We start from the raw sequence: 18,291 nt of genomic DNA on the forward strand, positions 1-18,291 counted from the left end.
CTTTTACATATGAATAGCTTTACCATCTACAGCAAGTGCTGCTTCTCCCATTACCTCACTAAGTGTTGGGTGTGGATGAATCGTATGTGCGATTTCCCAAGGAGTTGCATCCAGAACCATAGCTAGACCTGCTTCCGAAATCATATCCGTTACATGAGGTCCAATCATATGAACACCTAAAATATCATCCGTTGCTTTATCTGCAACGATTTTTACAAAACCATCTGATTCGCCATAAACAAGCGCTTTTCCGATTGCTTTAAATGAGAATTTACCAACCTTTACATCGAATCCTTGTTCTTTTGCTTGCTGTTCTGTAATCCCGACGCTAGAGCTTTCGGGATTCGAATAGATACAACGAGAAACTAATGCGTAATCAATAGGTGAGATGTCGTTACCAGCGATATGCTCAATAGCAGTAATTCCTTCATGACTTGCTACATGCGCTAACTGAAGCCCACCGATTACATCGCCAATAGCATATATATGAGATTCTTTTGTTTGGAATGTTTCAGATACTTGGACAAATCCTTTTTCTACAACGATATCGGTATTTTCAATGCCAATACCTTCTACATTCGCTTGACGGCCAACAGATACGAGCATTTTATCAGCAGTGAATGTTTTATTTTCCCCATTTAGTTCTGCTGAAATTGTTACTTGATCGCCTTCTATTTTCAATGTTTCCGGAAGCACTCCTGCACTTGTAACAAAGGTGATACCTTTTTTTGTTAGTAACTTTTGCATTTCTTTAGAAATATCTTTGTCTTCCGTAGGTATAATACGATCTGCATACTCAACCACCGTCACTTCGACTCCGAAGTCATTTAACATGGATGCCCATTCGATTCCAATGACACCACCACCGACTATTAGGATTGATTTTGGCAGCTCGGTCATTGCAAGAGCTTCATCTGAACTCATGACAAATGTCCCGTCAATTGTTAGACCCGGTAAAGTACGTGGTCTTGAACCTGTAGCGATTACTACATTTTTCGGGATGAGCATTTCGTTTTCTTCGCCATTATTCATTTCAACAGAGATTGTACCACCTGGTGAAGGAGAAAAGATAGATGGCCCAAGCATTCTTCCTGTACCTTCATATACATCTATTTTACCTTTTTTCATTAGCCCCTGTACACCTTGGTGTAATTGACTCACTATCGATTCTTTCCGTGCTTGTACACGTTGAAAATCCAGTGTCACTTCCGCTGTGTTTACACCAAAGTCGGCTGCATGATTTTTCGTAGTTGTATACACTTCTGCACTACGGAGCAATGCCTTACTCGGAATACATCCTTTATGTAAGCATGTACCTCCAAGATTACCTTTTTCGACGATTGCTGTTTTCAACCCTAATTGAGCCGACCGAATTGCAGCGACGTACCCGCCTGTACCGCCACCGATAATGACTACATCATATTCTTTTGCCAACGAATTAGCCTCCTTAATACTAAACAGAACCAATTTTGAACGAAGAAGGCCGCTTTTTTCAAAGTCGGCCCATCATCATTTGGTTATCTATTATTTTGCATATATTTCGTCTATTTTTTCTTCATTTAGCAGAAGAATCCCACCTCATGAATACGTTTTGTTTACTGTTCCACTAGCGCTCAAATGCCCGCTGAATGAAGATAAAGCCTCCGGCGGATGTCACAGGTTTTGAAAGGAGTCAAAGTAGGCAGTCTAAGTTCGCGATGTCCTGCTCCTGCGCAAAGCTCGTCGCAAAAGTTCTATGCTCCTGCGCAAAGCTCGTCGCAAAAGTTCTATGCTCCTGTGCAAAGCTCGTCGCAAAAGATCTATGCTTCTGTGCAAAGCTCGTCGCAAAAGTTCTATGCTCCTGTGCAAAGCTCTTCGCAAAAGAACATTTGTCGCAACAACTGTATTACCTACATCCTGTAGGCCTCAAGCTCGATTCAAAATCTGGACGCAATTACTCCGAGGCGTAATTGATATTATCGATTTGTAATAATATGTTTGCCGTTTTGTAAAAATTGGCTTCGAGATTTTCCTACACGTTCAATGCGTTCTTCCGCAAGTCGGTCTGCCGCAACGTATGTTGGAATCTCATCTCTTTTAGAAATAGCGAAAATCTTTTCAATTGTATCATATATTCCAGCAACACGTTTCATTGCACGATCTTGATTATAGCCATATAACTCGTCCGCTACGTTAATAACGCCACCTGAATTGATAACATAGTCCGGTGCATAAACAATGCCCATCTCATGGATGATATCGCCATGTTTTGTATCTTTTAATTGGTTATTGGCAGAACCTGCAATTACTTTTGCTTTTAGTTGTGGAATTGTATTATCATTAATAATTGCACCTAGTGCACATGGTGCGAAAATATCTGCATCTTGTGCGTAGATTTCATCTACTCCAACTTGAATAGCACCAAATGCATTTACAGCACGATCAACAGACGTTTGGTTTATATCCGCTACTATTAGTTTTGCACCTTCTTTGTGTAAATAATCGCATAATGTGTATGCAACATTTCCTACACCTTGTACTGCCACTGTTTTACCTTCTAGTGAATCAGAACCAAATGCTTCCTTTGCCGCCGCTTTCATTCCTACATATACACCGTAAGCAGTTACTGGCGATGGGTTACCCGATGAACCAAATGCTTCAGAAATACCTGTAACATAATTCGTCTCTTCATGAATAATATCCATGTCCGCTACAGTTGTACCTACATCTTCCGCTGTAATATAACGACCATTTAACCCTTGGATGAAACGACCAAAAGCACGGAACATTTCTTCATTTTTGTCTTTAAGTGGATCACCAATAATAACTGTTTTCCCACCACCAAGATTTAGACCTGCAGCAGCATTTTTATATGTCATGCCTTTTGCCAAGCGCAGAGCGTCTTCAATTGCCTCTTCTTCGGACGCATAATTCCACATACGAGTTCCACCAAGTGCTGGTCCAAGCGTAGTGTCGTGAATTGCAATAATCGCTTTCAACCCAGATGTTTTGTCTTGGCAAAAAACTAATTGCTCATAATCGTAAGTCTCCATATATTTGAAAATTTTCATGTGTAATTCCTCCCAGTAGTTAAATGATTGTTAATCTATATAATAAATACCCCTTGTAGCTTGAACGTAACACCCATTTTAGACTAAATGATATTTCTCTAGCTTGTAATATAAAGTACGTAGCGAAATCTGAAGTTTTTTAGCAGTTTGCGATTTATTGCCACCACAAGCTCTAAGCGCACGAGCTAACACTTTCTTCTCCATCTCATCCATCTGTTCTGCAAGCGTACCAATTAGCTCTTCATCCTTGTCGCCATTATTTTCTAAAACAAGCATCGATTTTGGTAAATGCTGTTCTTCGACAAATCGATCATTCGGCTGCAAGAAAATCATAGAACGACTGATGATATTTTCGAGTTCACGGACATTTCCTGGCCAATCATAGTCAAGTAAACTTTTCATCGCGTCCTCCGTGAATCCTTCTATATTCCGGCCAAATTCTTGGTTAAGCTTCACAAGTAAATGTTCCGCAATAAGCGGAATGTCTTCTTTTCGCTCCCTTAGTGCAGGAATATGAATAGGCATTCGATTTAATTGGAAATAAAGATCTTCTCTAAACTCGCCTTCACGCATAGCTTTTTCTAAATTTAAACTGCTAGATGCAATGATTCGTACATTTACGGAAATAGAAGAAGTTCCTCCAACCCGAATAATGGCATTTTCCCTCAAAACGCGGAGCAATTTTGCTTGCGTCTTTTTCGTAAGTTCCCCAACTTCGTCCAAGAGAATAGTACCATTTACAGCATTCTCGAATAGTCCCGCTTGACTTAAACCGTTCTCTTCAAAGCCAAATAATTCTTTTTCCAATAATTGTTCTTCTAAAGCACTACAATTTACACGGATAAATGGATGAAGCGCTCTGTCACTTTCACTATGAATTGCATGGGCAAATAAATCCTTCCCCGAACCAACCTCTCCCCTTAAGAGGACGGTAACAGGTACACTTGCCGCTAGTCTTGCTTGATCAATCGCAAAAATTATCTGTTTCGATGTTCCCGAAATATCTTTTAGTGAATACGATAATTCCAATGTACGTATAAGCGTTTTTGCACGATCCAACTCTTTCATAAGTCCGCGCATTTCAGTCATGTCATGAATGACACCGACACTCCCTTTTAACACGCTATTCACAAGAATTGGAGCAACATTTACAATCACTTCTTTTTTCTGTTTTCCAACTCGAAGATTCACCCCACGAATCGGTTTTTTTGTTTGCAACACTTTTAAATGGATACTTTCCCCTTCTGAAATATCCGCAGTTGCCGGCCGGCCGATCACTTCTCCTTCGCTGAAACCAGTAATTCGAGTATATGCAGGATTAATAAGGATTCCTCTACCTTCTTCATCCACTACAGAAATAGCGTCATCACTCGAATGGATAATTGCCTCTAACATTTTTTGTATTTCAGTTAAGTTAGTAATCTCTTCAGCAAGTCTAAGCACCTCTGTAATATCCTTAAATACTGCAAATGCGCCGACTCTTTTTCCCTCTTCATTGACCATCGGATACCGTGACGTAACAATTTTGGTACCGCTTTCAAGAGTGAGTTCTTTGTTCAATTCGACACTACCAGTCTCGAATATTCTCGGTAATTCACTTAAACTTATTACTTCATGCACATGCTTACCAATTGCTTGTACTACTGGCATTTTTGTCATTCTTTCAGCACTTTTGTTGAAAAAATTGACGATACCTCGGTGATCAATCCCGATCATACCTTCTTCGATAGAGTTAAAAATCAGCTCTTGCATCATTTTTTTACGGTCAATAATTTGAATGTAATCATTTTTTTCTTCTAACAAAGTAACGATTAAGTTTGCAATTTCACCCGGTATAACAACTGCTGTAGCAGGACTATCTGCAAGAAGGTGTTGAAACACTTCTTTTTGCCCTGTTACATCAATGATAATTTGAATATTTCCGGATAAAAGAGGTTTCCAATCTGAATACGTTGGAATTTGCTGCTCTTTTGCGTAAATCATTCCAGGAGCTTCTTCGTTGATATCAACGATTGCTGTTACTTGTAAGTAATCAGCTTGTTCAATCAACTTCAGAAGTGCATATCCACCTTTACCTGCACCTACAATGAGTATGTTTTGCAAAAATATGCACACCCCCGTTTTCTTTTTCGCAACTTATTGCACTTCTCATTTATCATAACGTAAGTTTCTTTCATTGACAATCATATTCTTGCATGTAAAATTAAAATTGTAGGAACAGGAGTGAAGAAAATGGGTCGTTTAGCGGCTTTAATCGTGTTATTAATTCCTGGTATTTTAGCAGCGTTTGGAATTAAATTAATGAGAGATACGTTTTTCGGATTACAAATTCTTCCTATTGGAGGCTTGGCCGTACAATTTATTAGCGGAATTATTTTCACTGTTCTAGGCCTAGGCTTCTTTGCCGGATTTCTATTGAACAGGGATCGAAAAAATGGAAAAGTAGCTCCACGATTTCAAAAGAAAAAGGAATCTTGACTTTTTAAGTCAGATTCCTTTTTTGTCGCTGTATGATTTTTTCTGGAAAGTCAGTGATCCAGCCAATAACGGATTCATGTGGATGAACGATGTATTTTTCATTTCCTTTTACATTATAAAAACGAATCGGAAATCCTGCGCTCCAAATTTTGTGCATTAGTTCCGAATCATAAAATTTTTTGTTTAAATGGATTGCATCCCATTTTTTTATAGATAAAACATAATCCCAATCGGAGTTTTTTCTTCCGATGAAAGCTGTTTTTGCATTCAACCCCATCGTATGAATCGTTTGCAATATACTAAATTCGAACGAAGAAAAATGGACATCTGCTATACCTTTTGTTTTTTCAACGACTTCAATAATTTTTTCTATTTTTCCTAAAAATGATTCCTTTAGTTCAATACTCAATTTTATACCAGTAGGTGCTACTAATTGTAAAAATTGGTCGAATGTCATCACGCGACTGTACCAAAATTTTCGATAAAGCGGACTTCCTAATTTAAGCTGCAAAATTTCTTCTGCTCTCATATCCGTAATACGTCGACTATTTCCAGCTAATCGAAAAAAATCAATATCATGCGTAACGAAAGCAACACCGTCTGCGGATAGCTGTAAATCTATTTCAATCCCATCGACTCCTAGTAAGATCGAACGTTTGAAAGCTTTCATAGAATTTTCGACAGCCCTATTTGGGGCTCCACGATGCGCATATACGGGTATATTAGACATTTAACTCCCCATTTTCTATTTTAAATTTTCCTTTTGTCGGACTAGATAATACGGATGATTTATAGCCAATTTGAATAATCGTCCCAGCATTCGCTTCTTTTGTAATATGAATATGATAATCTTTTGGTTGGCGTAACGTTCTTAATATTCGTTGAATTTCTGCATCTATTTCTTTTATTTCCACTTGCAAATGGTTATATTTTTGCTTTGTTTGTTCAAATACTGCTATTTGTTGAACAGTCATGGCATTTTTTAATTGATTGAAGTGACTTATTTGGACGTTCAAATTCGAAATTTTTTCTTGTAACTTTATCATTTCTTCCGCTTTCTCTTTTGCATTTTCCTTTAGTATTTTTCGATCAATACCTTGGACAATCAATTCTGTTTTTCTTTCCAAACTATTACCAGAATATGCAGCAGTAATCGAATTGACTGCTATCGTTTTGCCACCAATAATTTTCCCTTTATGTTCATCAACTAATATTTGGTTGGCTGCAATAATAGAACCAAGGGTATAAAACCCAATGTGTATATCCTCTTTTGCTTCTAAAGTACATTCATTCGCATGCTTAATAAAAATATTTTTGTAGGCTTCGACTTTTGTTACACCACGACCGAAAATGCCTCCTTTAATATAGACATCTCCTTCTGTTGATTTTATCAATTCCGCGGCATTTACTCCTTCTTTTCCTTCGATTGAAATATCCCCTGATGCAATGACTGAATATCCTGCCATAACCGTCCCTTTGACTCGAATCGATCCATCAAATGTTAGACTTCCTGTTTCTAACCCAACATCACCATCAATAACGAGATGTCTTTGAACGGATAGCACCCCATTCACTACCCCTATAATTCCATTGGTTTTAGAACGAAGCACAGTTTTTCCGTCTTCCTCCACTTCATATGCACTTTTCGTGTCATATTTTAACTGTATATCGTCGCCCAGTTCAGCAGGTACGCTTTCCCCGAATATATTTATCCCATCCTCACCTTTTTGAGGTGGCATTTTTTCCCCTAACCATGACCCTTCTTTTATTTCGACGATAAAATTCATGTCAAAAAAGTCAGTGTTACCATCCTCTTTAACGACAGGCTTTTTTTCTGCTTGGTCTAAATATGTCACTTTAGCATTTTCCCCTTTTTCAGGAGGCAATCCTTTTGCAACTATGTATGTTTTTCCTGACTTTACTGAGAGTAAATCGATTGGTCTATGTCCATAAATAATCCGCTGTTCCTGTAATACTTTTTGAATGTTTGAATGAATTTCAGCTAAGTTTTCCTGGATATATGTCTGTGATTCAAAAATTGTAAGGAGTGCTTCCATTTTATCTTCACTTATTTCTAACTCCATGCTTTCTATCCAGCTACCTACCTCAATAGGATCATGGGATTTATGTTCTAACGCTTTTTTTAAAGCTAAAAAATTTGATACCTTTAGACGTGTATGCTTGCGTGTCAATTCATCAAATTTCTTTAAGTTATATCCATCATTAGTTATCGCTATGAAAACACGTCCATTCTCTTCCGATAATGTAATTTCTTCATTCTGTTCTATAATCATCAAGTTCCCACTTCCTCTCCAACTTTATTATACGTCTAATTGAAATTAGCGTATGAAAAAAATAGAGGGTTAGATGAATTTCCATATTAATACCTAACTTACTTACAAAATACTGAAAGCTTATCGTAAAATACAGGCGTTTGGTTGCATCTAACATTGTTCATTTTAGGACAAAAGGCAGAACTTTCACTTCTTTCTACGACTTTATGTCGCTAAATCAATAAAATACACCTGAAAATATACCAAATAAAATGGTTATGTTGTTTAGAGGAAATAATACACATGCAAATAGATTTAATAATTTTCTAAGCAAAAAAAAACCAGCGAATCGACTTATTCGTTGGCTTTGTTGGTAGTAGTTTATAGGATTTGAATTAGAATCTAGTTAAAATTTTAGAAATTGGTTGGCTTATACACAACTATAAACTACGGTCTAACCCTCTCAGCTAGCCATATTCTCCATACGAATTTTATCTGCGATCATCGCGATGAACTCACTATTGGTAGGTTTTGACTTTAGATGATGCACCGTATAACCAAACATTTTAGAAATAGTTTCGTAGTTTCCACGATTCCATGCTACTTCGATTGCATGTCGGATTGCACGCTCTACACGAGATGGAGTCGTTTGAAATTTTTTAGCGATTTCTGGATATAATACTTTTGTAATGGAGCCAAGCAATTCAACGTCCGTATATACCATTTGAATCGCTTCGCGTAAATAAGAATACCCTTTAATATGTGCCGGTACGCCAATTTCTTTGATAACGTTTGTAATCGTATGATCGATCATTCGTTTACTTTGTGCTGCTTCTTTTTCAGGATTTGACTTGACAGGAATGTCTTGGATAAATTCTTTTTTGCCAGCAACTTGTTTTATTTGCGTTACAAGACGATCAAATTCAAACGGCTTTAACATAAAATAGGATGCCCCTAAATCGACTGCCTGCTTCATGACGTCTTCTTGACCGAAGGCAGTTAACATAATAATTTGAATACCGTTCAATTGATTATTTTTTTGTAAGCTATCTAACACAGCAATCCCATCTAGATGAGGCATAATAATATCTAGTAAAAGGACGTCGGGTTTTGTTGTTTCTAATAACTCTAAGCAAAGTTTTCCATTACTTGCAGTACCTATTACCTCTATTTCTGGATGTTGATCAAAATAAGATCCCATTGTCCGTAGTAAGTCCTTATTGTCATCTACAATTGCAATTTTAATTTTTTCCATCATACTCATCCACCTTTGTATTTTTTGACTTTTGTACTATTCGCTATTTTTAGACTACTTCCTTTATTTTTGCTAAAAATAAGTCTTTCCTATTACAGTTTCTACCTTTTTTGATAATTAAATAATTATTTCGACAATTTAGTCGATTTCTCTATATGTCCATTGTAACTTTATCTTCCGAAAAAGGGTAGACCAAATTTTTTGGTCTACCCTGCATAATCAATTTCATGGATTTTTTTTCATCATTTCGGTAATTGCAAGTGCCGCACCATTTTTAGGTTTGTCCACATACATATGTGTTACTACACCGATTAGTTTATCTTTTTGGATGATCGGACTTCCACTCATACCTTGTAAAATTCCGCCTGTTTTTTGTATGAGTGATTTATCCGTAACAGTAAATTGAAAAAGATGTCCATCGACCGAAGAAATATTTATCGTAAAGTCCTGCACTTTTTCACCATCGATCGATGTTCGCATAATTGCTTCACCTGACATTATTGTTTCTACGTCTGCAATTTCTACTTGTTGCAATGGAATATTTACTAAAGCGTTATCCTCTAACTTACCAAATATGCCATACACATTGTTTTCTTCGACACCGCCAATTGGCGAAGTATTTGCCTCATGCGAGGTAATTTTATATCCTGGTTGACCAGGGATACTTTTCTTTATTTGTTCAATCGAAGATAAATAAATAGATCCTTCAGAAAACTTGGGAGTTACTCCTGTCGCATGGTCGACAATTTGATGACCAAGTGCCCCAAATTCTTTTGTAGCAGGGTCAAAATAAGTCAATGTGCCAATTCCTTCTGTTGCATCACGTAAAAAGGGAAGAAGTTTTAGTGTTTGTTCGGAAGTAATTTCTTTTGTATGCATTTTTTTATTGTGCTCATACTGAATAATAATTTGTTCTTTGTTTTTTACGTGCGTTTTTACTTCCTCTACATTTGTTATCTTTTGGTCATTAATTTGGTGAATGGAATCACCAGCGCGCAACCATTCTTCATCCGTTAGCATAACATCGTGACTGAGGAATACAGCGCCGTATTGAAGATCAATTTGTATTGATTGACCAAGTGGGACGACCGAGGTTTGCTCTGCAAAAGTAGGGTTGCTCGCAAAGAATAAAGTAATGAAAAGCATTGGCATTAGCGACCATTTACGATAGGTTTTTTTCATATTTCACCTCCTATACAAATACTATGTCCCGTAGAAAGAACTCTATGTGAGGTAAATAATTGATAATAACAAAAGCGCAATCGCCTATGTTAGAGGAATACATTCTAAGTTCGCAACATCGTGCTCCTGCGCAAAGCTCTTCGCAAAAAAAATTGTCGCAAGGACTGCATTACTTGCATCCTGCGAATCTCCTTCAGGCAAGGCCCCGTTTATTTTCATAAAAAAAGAAGACCTATGCGTTAAGGTCTTCGTACATTTCGTAATATTTTCTTCCGATCATTTGCTAATTTTAATAGCTCTTTTGAATGTTGAAACGTCGTACTTGTGATTTCTGCACCAGACATCATACGACTAAGTTCTTCAGCTCGCTTATCACCTATTACTTCTTCTAGTACTGTAAATGTACGATTGCCATTGACTTCTTTTTTAATCATTAAATGTTGGTCTGCCATTGCCGCAACTTGCGGTAAATGGGAGATACACAATACTTGTGAATTTGTAGCAATTCCTGCAATTTTTTCTGCGATTGCCTGTGCTACTCTTCCGCTTACCCCTGTGTCCACTTCATCAAATATGATCGACGTAAGACCTTGATGTTTGGAGAAAATACTTTTCAATGCTAGCATCATACGAGATAGCTCACCACCAGAAGCAATTTTGGTTAATGCTTTTAGTGGTTCTCCTACATTTGTGGAAATATAAAAAGACAATTCATCTAATCCATTTTCATTATAGGCCGTTTTCGTTGGTTCATGAAACATAACTGAAAAGGTAGCCTTTTCCATATAAAGCTCTTGCAATTGTTCCATAATTGCTTTACTTAGTTGTTTCGCAGCAACTTTTCGCTTATGCGTTAAATCGGTCGCTTCTAATTCCAGGTCCTTTTCAATTTGATTAATTTTATCGGCCATTTTTTGGATTTGTTCATCTCTATTTACGAGTTGTCCTAAACTATACTCGATTTGTTCCTTATATTGTAAAACTTCTTCAATGGAAGCTCCATATTTCCTTTTCAATGTTTGGATTAAGGCTAACCGATCTTCTACAAGTTGTAATTGGTTGCTATCGTATTCCATTTCATCTAATTCATTTTTTAGCTGGTATGCAGCATCTTGTAACATATAAAATGCGGTTGATACGTTTTCACTTAAGTCGTGCATATTTTTATCGACATCGGCTATATCTTGTAATTCAGCCATTGCTGTGCCGATATAATCTAATCCTCTTGACTCGGCTAAAATAGCTTCGTAAGCATTTCCCATTTTATCGAAAACTTTATGGAAATTTTGCAGCTTCTTTTTCTCTTCTGAAAGCTGTTCTTCCTCTCCAATAACTAGACCGGCCTCTTCAATTTCATCTACTTGAAAAGTATATAAATCTATTTTATGGGCGATTTGTTGTTCATTTTCTGTTAGAGTAGCAAGCTCTTTTTTCCATTTTTTATATTTGACAAATAATTCTTTATACGATTCTTTTACAAGTTTTAAATCTTCACCAGCAAATTGGTCCAGCAGATGGATATGCGCTTTGTCGTCCATCAATTCTTGGCTTTCATGTTGGCCATGAATATCGATTAACGACGCGCCAATCTCTCTTAGCATACCTATTGTGACAAGTTTCCCATTTACTCGACAAACACTTTTACCGGAATCATTTATATCCCTTCTTAAAATAATGGACTCTTCGTCTATGTCGATCCCGACATCCATCATTTTTTTGAAAACACCATGCTTTGGGTTAGAAATGATAAACAATCCTTCTAATTCTGCCCTTTTTTCTCCATGGCGAATAAACTCTTGCGAACCTCTTCCACCGCATAATAAATGTACCGCATCTATAATTATAGATTTACCTGCTCCTGTTTCACCAGTCAATACGGTTAATCCCTCTTCAAAACTAACCGTGAGTTCATCAATAATCGCAAAGTTTTTAATGGATAATTCCTTTAACAACAAACCTCACCTCTTTTTATCAATTTCGCCTCGGCGTAATTGCGTCCAGATTTTGAATTGCAATTAAGGCCTACAAATATGTAGGTCATTCAGTCGTTTTGACAAAAGTTCTTTTGTGACGAGCTTTGCGCAAGAGTAGGACGTCGGGAATTTAGACTGTCCGCTTCTACTCCTTTCAATATCTGTGACATCCGCCCGAGGCTTAGCCAAATTTCAAATGATCAGCATTTTTTGTTAGCTGAGTGAAGTTATAGCATCTCTAAGAGTCTGCCTTTGACGATTTCGCTATCCGCTACTTCTCGACATAAGATTAAGCAAGTATCATCTCCGCAAATCGTTCCAAGTATTTCTGTCCAATCTAAATAATCAATTAACGAACCAATTGCATGTGCGTTTCCAGGTAACGTTTTCATGACTAAAAAGTGACTTGCTCCATCGATACTAACAAAAGCATCCGTTAATGCACGACGTAATTTCTGTGTAGGATTGAATCGTTGGTCGGCAGGCAAACTATATTTGTATCTACCATTTGGTAGTGGAACTTTTACTAAATGTAGTTCTTTTATATCTCTAGAGACAGTAGCTTGTGTCACGTTATATCCTGTATTCTTTAAAAAGTCGACTAAATCGTCTTGTGTCTCAATTTCATTATTGGCAATAATATCACGAATCCGTATATGCCTTTGCCCTTTATTCAAATAGGTCACCTCATTGTATATTTATACTATTTACTTTATACATTAGCACTTCAACTTAAAAGTCACAAGAAAAAACGCGACTCTCGTGTAGAGTCGCGAATTATTTGAAAGAATTATGTGCAACATTGACGAGCTTTGTAAAATCTATTTCATGAGGGATAACTTGCCCCTCATCTACGCTTATTAAATGAAAAAGAAATTCGATATTACCTTCCCCACCAGTTATCGGTGAAAAAGAAACATTCTTTAATTGGAAATTTTGTGTTTCCGCAAAGCCCGCAATATCACTTAATACATCTACATGTACCGCTGGATCTCTTACAATACCTTTTTTTCCAACGCGGTCTTTCCCTGCTTCGAACTGCGGTTTAACAAGAGCTATCACATCGCCGTTCGGAACCAAAATTGTTTTTAACGTTGGAAAAATTAATTTCAATGAAATGAAAGATACATCGATCGAAGCAAACGAAGGTAGACCTTCTCCAAAATCTGCAGGAGTCGAATATCTGAAATTCGTTTTCTCCATAACAGTTACACGAGGATCTTGCCGAATTTTCCATGCTAATTGGTTGCTTCCCACATCTAGTGCATATGCATACTTTACACCATTTTGTAACCCACAATCTGTGAATCCACCAGTAGAGGAACCGATATCTAACATAATCTTGTCTTGAACGGTAAGATCGAATTGCTCTAACGCCTTCTCAAGCTTTAGACCACCTCTGCTTACATATTTCAATACTTGACCCTTTACGGTTAAAACAGAATCGATTCCTAATTTTTCTCCTGGTTTGTCTACACGTTCTTCTTTGTTATATATTAGCCCCGCCATAATAGCACGCTTTGCTTTTTCTCTCGTTTCAAATAAACCTTGTTCCACTAATAGTATATCTACACGCTCTTTCGGTATTTTTGTCATGATGTAATATGCCTTGAACCTTCATTTACTGAGGTGCTCACTAGCTTTACGATATCTTCCGTCGTAATATGAATTTCCTCTAATAATTGGTTAACATCACCATGTTCGATAAATACGTCAGGTATTCCAATTCTTTTTACATTTGGTTGTAGATTTTGCTCGTTGAAAAATTCTAGAACTGCACTTCCAAATCCACCTTGAAGTGCACTTTCTTCCACTGTAATAATTGGTATATTACGTTCATGTAAACTCACTAACATTTGTTCATCCAGTGGTTTGATAAAACGGGCATTCACGACTTCGACCGAAATATTCGCTTCTGCCAGTTGTTCTGCTGCTTTCATTGCCATTGTAATCGTTGTACCAAACGTTAAGATGACAGCTTGTGTGCCTTCTTTTAATACTTCCCATGAACCAATAGGTATTAATTTCAATTGATCGTCCATTGGCACACCTAATCCATTTCCTCTTGGATAACGGAGAGCAATCGGACCATCTTCATATTCAAATGCCGTTTTCACCATATGTTGTCCTTCGTTTTCATCTTTTGGCATCATGATGACCATATTAGGCATATGACGTAAAAAGGAAATGTCGTAAACTCCTTGGTGAGTTTCCCCATCTGCTCCTACTAACCCAGAACGGTCAATACCAATCACTACATTCAAGTTTTGACGACAAATATCATGAAGCACCTGATCATATGCTCTTTGTAGAAACGTCGAGTAAATAACTAAAAATGGTTTCATTCCATCCGCAGCCATTCCTGCCGCCATAGTAGTCGCATGTTGTTCCGCAATTCCTACATCAAACATGCGATTTGGAAACTCGGAAGCAAATCCTTCCAATTTAGATCCAACAGGCATTGCAGGAGTAATGGCAACTATGCGTTTATCTGTACGTGCAAGTTTCCTAGCAGTTTCCGCGATCAGACCGCTCCAAGAAGGTGCATTAGTTACTGATTTAACAAAAGCACCTGTTTCCGTTTTATATGGACCAGTTCCGTGCCAAGTACCGATTTTATCTTGTTCGGCAGGTTTATACCCTTTACCTTTTTTCGTAATAACATGTAGGAGGACTGGCCCTTTCATTTTCTTCGCATTTTTTAAGTTTTCTTCTAATGCTTCAAAATTATGTCCATCAATTGGACCTAAATAAGTGAAACCCATTTCTTCAAAGAATACACCAGATACAAGTAAGTATTTTAAACTATCTTTTACTCGCTCTGCAGTTCCTGCAAGTTTTCCACCAACAGCTGGGATTTTTTTCAGTAAATATTCTAAATCGTCTTTTGCTTTATTGTACGTGCCGTGTGTACGTAGCTTTCCAAGTACATTATGCAAAGCGCCTACATTGGGAGCAATTGACATTTCGTTATCATTTAAAATAACAACCATATCTGTTTTCTCGTGCCCAATATGATTGAGCGCCTCTAATGCCATTCCACCTGTTAGTGCCCCGTCACCAATAATCGGTACAACGAAATTCTTTTTGTTTTGTAAATCGCGCGCTTTTGCCATTCCCATAGCAGCAGAAAGAGATGTGGAGCTATGCCCCGCCTCCCACACATCATGCTCACTTTCAATTCTTTTCGGAAAGCCACAAAGCCCTTTAAATTGACGTAGCGTATCAAACTGATCTGCTCGCCCTGTTAAAATTTTATGCACATATGCTTGATGTCCAACATCCCAAAGAAACTTATCTTCTGGACTATTGAACGATTTATGAAGTGCAATTGTCAATTCTACAACACCTAGATTTGGTCCAATATGACCACCCGTTACAGATAATTTCTCTATTAAAAACGATCGAATATCTTCACTTAATTCCTTTAATTGTTCATTATCTAAACTTTTTAAAAAGGATGGGCTAGAAATTGAAGTTAAATCCATTGCCATCACACACCTTCTTTTAAGATTTCCTTCTTTACAGCTATTTAATATAATATCAATAAATCCCATTAAAACAAAGCTTTACGCTGTCAGTTCGATCTTTTGGTAATATAATTCGCAAATTCAACAAGAATGCCTTTGTGCATATTTACTTCTTCTAATGCAACAACTGCTGACTCATATTGTTTTTGCAACTGCTCTTTTGCGCCATCAAGCGTTAAAATAGAAGGATACGTATTTTTTTCACTTAATACATCTTTCCCCGCAGTTTTCCCGAGTTGCTCTGAAGTGCCTTCGATATCTAAAATATCATCTTGAATTTGAAATGCTAAGCCAATATGGAAAGCATAAGTTTGTAATGCTTTCATAATTTCTTCCGAAGCATTTGCAATAATTCCACCGGCTAATATGCTAAAGGATAGAAGGGCCCCGGTTTTATTTATATGAACTTTTTCTAGTTCATCAAGTGTTAACGATTTGCCCTCACCTAATATATCTAGTACTTGTCCACCAACCATGCCTTCCGCTCCTGCCGCATAGCTTAGACGATCGATCAATTCTATTTTCTGAATTGCGGTTAAATCAGGAAGTCGCGCTAGTATACCAAACGCAAGTGTTAGAAGCCCATCCCCTGCTAAAATAGCGAGTGCTTCTCCAAAAACCACATGATTCGTTGGTTTTCCTCTTCGAAGATCGTCATCATCCATTGCTGGAAGATCGTCATGAATAAGGGAATACGTATGAATCATTTCTATCGTACTAGCAACGGTAGCAGCATCTTCACTATTTATGTTCAGTTCTTCTAATACTGCAAGTGTATAAAGCGGTCTAATTCTTTTTCCACCCGCTTGAAGTGAATATTCCATTGCTTCTTTTAATGTTTCAGGGGCATTAATCTCTTTTATTAATGTAGATAGCTTTTGTTCAATAATTGGCTGATTGGTTTGGATGAATGTTTGTAGTGCTTCACTCATTTGCGGTACCAGCTTCTTCTGTCGTTTCTCCCATGAAAGAGACAAGTTGCTTTTCTGCACTTTGTAGTTTATCACTACAAAGTTTGGATAGTTCCATGCCTTTTTGATACAATTCTATAGCATTTTCTAATGGAACATCCCCTTGTTCTAGTTGACGAACAATATTTTCCAATTGTAGCATTGCTTCATCAAATGGAATTTCTTTTTTAGTCATAAAAATTAGTCCCCTCTCTCATTTTTATCTACTTCTTGAACAATCGCTTCGAGACGGCCGTCTGATAAAGTAACAATGATCGAATCACCTTGCTGCACATCAGCCACTGTTTTTACTAATTTCTCGTTTTTATACGTAATACTATATCCACGATCCATTATTTTTAATGGATTTAACGCTTCTAACGTACGAATAGAGGCGATAAATTGCCCTCGATTTTTTTCAAATATTGATAACGTCACTTGATTAAGTTGGTTTGTAATTGATTGTACTGATTTTTGATGTTGATCTATTACTTTCTGAGGTGAAAGTTGGATAAATCTATTTTGCATTTGCGTAAAATAACGATTCTTATCTTTATATAAACGACTAGTTTCTCTCTGTAGTTGTTGCTCTGCACGTACATATCTCTCAATAAAAGGACGATATAACTTTTCAGGAGTTGCAAGCACAGGAGATTCAATCGCACGCTTATATCTATTTTTCTCATCTGCTAATTTTTTGGTTACGAAGTGTAAGCAGGCAGATTGATAAGATAAAATATTTTTCATTAGATTTTCTTTGCTTGGTACTGCCATTTCTGCAGCTGCTGTTGGGGTTGGTGCCCGTAAATCGGAAACAAAGTCAGCAATAGTTGTATCCGTTTCATGGCCAACAGCACTAATAACTGGAATCTCACTATTAGCAATTGCCCTCGCTACAACTTCCTCATTGAATGCCCATAAATCCTCAATAGATCCTCCGCCTCGTCCCACAATGAGTACATCGATTGAAAGTAGGCTATTTGCTTGTTCAATAGATTTTACAATCGATGGTGCTGCTTGTGGTCCTTGAACAATACTCGGAAACACTACTACTTCGCTAATCGGGTATCTACGTTCTAAAGTGGTTAGAATGTCTCGAATAGCTGCTCCGGTTTTCGACGTAACTACTCCAATTTTTTTAGGAAAAGTGGGAATCGGCTTTTTACGATCGGGATGAAATAATCCTTCTTTTTCCAATTTCTTTTTTAATTGTTCAAAAGCGAGGAAAAGTTCTCCAATGCCGTCTGGTTGCATACTAGATGCATAGAGCTGATATTGCCCTGCTGCTTCAAAGACGTTTATATCACCGCGAATAAGTACGTTCATACCGCTTTCAGGAGTGAATTTGAGCGTTCTTGCATTCATCGCAAACATGACGGAAGTGACTCTTGCAGCATCGTCTTTCAATGTAAAATAAATATGTCCGCTTGAGTGGACTTTCACATTGGAAAGCTCTCCTTTTACGTACACATCACGCAAATGGGTATCCGCATCGAATTTTCTTTTTATGTATTTAGTTAATGCTTTTACAGTTAAGTATGTATGTGATGTCACGAACGAAACAACTCCTCAGACTTTCAACAATGTAAAAGCTGTCTTT

Annotated in this window: 15 protein-coding genes; 1 reads left to right on the top strand and 14 read right to left on the bottom strand. The window is 37.3% G+C overall.

The features are described 5' to 3' along the window. Window positions 1-3: 3 nt before the first annotated feature. The 3 genes from lpdA to BMZ04_RS04045 all read right to left on the bottom strand — a co-directional run bounded on the left by lpdA (window position 4) and on the right by BMZ04_RS04045 (window position 5,153). Window positions 4-1,434, bottom strand: coding sequence for a dihydrolipoyl dehydrogenase (gene lpdA, locus BMZ04_RS04035; protein WP_093265725.1), 1,431 nt, complete (start codon window positions 1,432-1,434; stop codon window positions 4-6). 521 nt (window positions 1,435-1,955) lie between these two features. Continuing rightward, the gene (gene bcd / locus BMZ04_RS04040; RefSeq protein WP_093265727.1) at window positions 1,956-3,050 is read right to left on the bottom strand and encodes a branched-chain amino acid dehydrogenase; all 1,095 of its coding nucleotides are present in this window, start codon (window positions 3,048-3,050) and stop codon (window positions 1,956-1,958) included. Between the two features lie 78 nt (window positions 3,051-3,128). After that, window positions 3,129-5,153, bottom strand: coding sequence for a sigma 54-interacting transcriptional regulator (locus BMZ04_RS04045; protein WP_093265730.1), 2,025 nt, complete (start codon window positions 5,151-5,153; stop codon window positions 3,129-3,131). Between the two features lie 129 nt (window positions 5,154-5,282). Here BMZ04_RS04045 and BMZ04_RS04050 point away from each other — a divergent pair, with 129 nt between their 5' ends. After that, complete coding sequence (locus tag BMZ04_RS04050; protein ID WP_093265733.1) at window positions 5,283-5,528, top strand: DUF2627 domain-containing protein; 246 nt, start codon at window positions 5,283-5,285, stop codon at window positions 5,526-5,528. Between the two features lie 4 nt (window positions 5,529-5,532). Here BMZ04_RS04050 and BMZ04_RS04055 read toward each other — a convergent pair whose 3' ends face one another. The 11 genes from BMZ04_RS04055 to xseA all read right to left on the bottom strand — a co-directional run bounded on the left by BMZ04_RS04055 (window position 5,533) and on the right by xseA (window position 18,245). Continuing rightward, on the bottom strand, window positions 5,533-6,258 hold the full coding sequence (locus tag BMZ04_RS04055) for a glycerophosphodiester phosphodiesterase (RefSeq protein ID WP_093265736.1): 726 nt from the start codon (window positions 6,256-6,258) through the stop codon (window positions 5,533-5,535). Further along, entirely contained in the window at window positions 6,251-7,822 is a 1,572-nt protein-coding gene (locus BMZ04_RS04060; protein ID WP_093265739.1) for a DUF342 domain-containing protein, read from the bottom strand. The genes BMZ04_RS04055 and BMZ04_RS04060 overlap by 8 nt, the downstream gene beginning before the upstream one ends. Window positions 7,823-8,264: 442 nt before the next feature. Next, window positions 8,265-9,056: a sporulation transcription factor Spo0A gene (gene spo0A / locus BMZ04_RS04065; RefSeq protein ID WP_093267118.1), complete on the bottom strand. Its 792-nt coding sequence runs from the start codon at window positions 9,054-9,056 to the stop codon at window positions 8,265-8,267. A gap of 225 nt (window positions 9,057-9,281) precedes the next feature. After that, a complete protein-coding gene (locus BMZ04_RS04070; protein ID WP_093265742.1) occupies window positions 9,282-10,238 on the bottom strand; it encodes a SpoIVB peptidase S55 domain-containing protein in 957 nt (318 codons plus the stop codon). Window positions 10,239-10,477: 239 nt separating this feature from the next. After that, the gene (recN, locus tag BMZ04_RS04075; RefSeq protein ID WP_093265745.1) at window positions 10,478-12,190 is read right to left on the bottom strand and encodes a DNA repair protein RecN; all 1,713 of its coding nucleotides are present in this window, start codon (window positions 12,188-12,190) and stop codon (window positions 10,478-10,480) included. 248 nt (window positions 12,191-12,438) lie between these two features. After that, window positions 12,439-12,888 (bottom strand): transcriptional regulator AhrC/ArgR, encoded by a 450-nt coding sequence (ahrC, locus tag BMZ04_RS04080; RefSeq protein ID WP_093265748.1) that lies wholly within the window; start codon window positions 12,886-12,888, stop codon window positions 12,439-12,441. 100 nt (window positions 12,889-12,988) lie between these two features. Beyond that, window positions 12,989-13,807 (bottom strand): TlyA family RNA methyltransferase, encoded by an 819-nt coding sequence (locus BMZ04_RS04085; protein ID WP_093265752.1) that lies wholly within the window; start codon window positions 13,805-13,807, stop codon window positions 12,989-12,991. After that, on the bottom strand, window positions 13,804-15,699 hold the full coding sequence (gene dxs / locus BMZ04_RS04090) for a 1-deoxy-D-xylulose-5-phosphate synthase (protein WP_093267121.1): 1,896 nt from the start codon (window positions 15,697-15,699) through the stop codon (window positions 13,804-13,806). Before dxs ends, BMZ04_RS04085 begins: the two co-directional genes overlap by 4 nt. Before the next feature lie 89 nt (window positions 15,700-15,788). Further along, window positions 15,789-16,673, bottom strand: a complete 885-nt coding sequence (locus BMZ04_RS04095; protein WP_093265754.1) for a polyprenyl synthetase family protein — start codon at window positions 16,671-16,673, stop codon at window positions 15,789-15,791. Then, window positions 16,666-16,887, bottom strand: a complete 222-nt coding sequence (gene xseB, locus BMZ04_RS04100; RefSeq protein WP_093265756.1) for an exodeoxyribonuclease VII small subunit — start codon at window positions 16,885-16,887, stop codon at window positions 16,666-16,668. The genes BMZ04_RS04095 and xseB overlap by 8 nt, the downstream gene beginning before the upstream one ends. A 5-nt stretch (window positions 16,888-16,892) precedes the next feature. Further along, window positions 16,893-18,245 (bottom strand): exodeoxyribonuclease VII large subunit, encoded by a 1,353-nt coding sequence (gene xseA, locus BMZ04_RS04105; protein ID WP_093265759.1) that lies wholly within the window; start codon window positions 18,243-18,245, stop codon window positions 16,893-16,895. Between the last annotated feature and the right edge of the window lie 46 nt (window positions 18,246-18,291).

The sequence above is a fragment of the Psychrobacillus sp. OK032 genome, assembly GCF_900111345.1.
GTDB lineage: Bacteria > Bacillota > Bacilli > Bacillales_A > Planococcaceae > Psychrobacillus.